Source organism: Mesorhizobium sp. M2A.F.Ca.ET.039.01.1.1 (assembly GCF_003998035.1).
Classification (GTDB): Bacteria; Pseudomonadota; Alphaproteobacteria; order Rhizobiales; family Rhizobiaceae; genus Mesorhizobium.
The window spans coordinates 1-1,857 of the sequence record NZ_RZRY01000982.1 but is presented as its reverse complement, the minus strand read 5'-3'; the positions used below and the strand labels follow the sequence as shown (position 1 = coordinate 1,857).

Sequence of the window (1,857 nt, the reverse complement as noted above, 5' to 3'; positions counted from 1 at the left end):
ATCCGTTTGTGACGCGGTTTCTGTCCCGGGCTTTTTGGGGCGTTTACCGCAGGCTGATACTGCCAAGCATGCCCAGCGGCGGCGTCGATATTTTTGGCTGCAACCGCCAGGTGCTGGAAGCGATCCTGTCGATCGCGGAGCCTAACAGCTCGCTGGTCGTGCAACTCTTCTGGGTGGGCTTCAGGCGGGAATTCGTGCCGTATCACCGTCGCGAACGGGAGCACGGAAAAAGCGCCTGGGGCATGGGGCGCCGCCTCAGATATATGATGGACTCGATCTTCTCGTTTTCCGACTTTCCGATCGTGCTTACACTGTGGGTGGGGATCGCGGGCTGCATCCTCAGCCTTGTGTTTGCCGCAGTGACCGTAATCGCCCGCTTGCTGGGCAGGATCGACTCTGCCGGATACACGACACTGGTGCTGCTTATCGTGGGATTTGGGTCAGCGATTCTCGCGGTGCAAGGCATCCTTGGGTGTTATCTCTGGCGAGCCGTTGAAAACACCAAATCGCGCCCATTGCGGATAATAAGCCGCATTGTCGACGGAACGTCCGCATGAACGACAAGACTTTCTTTGTTCACCAGCACGGCATCTGCGAAAGCACGAGCGTCGGCAATGGCACACGCGTATGGGCGTTTGCCCATGTCCTCCCAGGGGCGGTGATCGGCGCGAACTGCAATATCTGCGATCATGTCTTCATCGAAAATGATGTGACGGTCGGCGATGACGTCACGATCAAAAGCGGCGTTCAGCTGTGGGACGGCGTCCGGCTGGGCAATCGCGTGTTCGTCGGTCCGAATGCCGCCTTTACCAACGACCGTTTCCCGCGTTCGAAACACTATCCGGAATCGTTTCTCCAGACGATCGTCGAGGACGGCGCGTCGATCGGCGCCAACGCAACCATCCTGCCCGGGATAACGATCGGTCGCCAGGCGATGATCGGCGCCGGCGCTGTGGTGACCAAGAACGTGCCGGCCAACGCCGTGGTGGTGGGAAATCCGGCCGTCATCGTCGGCTATCAGACCGGTCCGCAGGTCGAGCCCGTGATGACGCAGGCGACCCCCGGCGCTGCCGGTGACAGGATGGCGCTTGGCGTTGGCGGATGTGAGCTGTGGCGGTTGCCGCACTTTAGTGATCTGCGCGGCGAACTGGCCCCGCTTGAGTTCGGACAGAACCTGCCCTTCAAGCCCTTGCGGTCGTTTCTTGTCTACGGCGTACCTTCGGACAAAGTCCGAGGTGAGCATGCGCACCGCCAGTGCCATCAATTCCTGATCGCCGCCCATGGACGCCTGTCGGTGGTCGTCGATGACGGGCACGACAGAAAGGAAGTGTCGCTGGCAGATCCCTCAATCGGTCTTTACCTGCCTCCCGGAGTGTGGGGCATTCAGTACAAATTCCAGCCGGATACCGCGCTGCTCGTCATGGCTTCGCATCCCTATGATGCAAGCGACTACATCAGGGATTATTCGGATTTCCTCGCCACGGTCAGACCGGATGGCCATTGACCGGATAGGCTCAGACGCAATCCGCTTTCTTGTGGCCGGCGGATTGAACACCGCGCTGACGAGCGCCGTCTACTTTGCCGGCTTGACTGTGCTCCCGTCAGCAATCTCCTACACAATTGCCTGGCTGGCAGGCCTCGTATTCGTGATGGTGTTCTATCCGGATCGGGTTTTTCCAGGCGGGCGCGCCGGCTTCGCGGATCGGCTGGCGGTCGGCGGGTCGGTCGCGGTGGTGTTTGCAGCGGGGTTGGCGATCCTTCATTTTCTCGAGCGGGTGTTGCAAAGCCATGCAGCGGCATTCTTTGCAACGCTGGCCGCAACGACGATGCTCAACTTTCTGGTTTCTCGATGGATAC

The 1,857-nt window shown here is 60.0% G+C and carries 3 protein-coding genes; all 3 read left to right on the top strand.

Annotation, left to right across the window (positions count from 1 at the left end):
• Window positions 1–557, top strand: a 557-nt coding sequence (locus tag EOA24_RS36385; protein WP_210213639.1) for a hypothetical protein, incomplete at its 5' end; no start/stop codon positions are given.
• Complete coding sequence (locus tag EOA24_RS36380; RefSeq protein ID WP_126078438.1) at window positions 554–1,504, top strand: WxcM-like domain-containing protein; 951 nt, start codon at window positions 554–556, stop codon at window positions 1,502–1,504. The genes EOA24_RS36385 and EOA24_RS36380, both read left to right, overlap by 4 nt.
• Window positions 1,494–1,857 (top strand): GtrA family protein (locus EOA24_RS36375; RefSeq protein WP_189354534.1); only part of this gene is annotated, 364 nt, incomplete at its 3' end. The genes EOA24_RS36380 and EOA24_RS36375, both read left to right, overlap by 11 nt.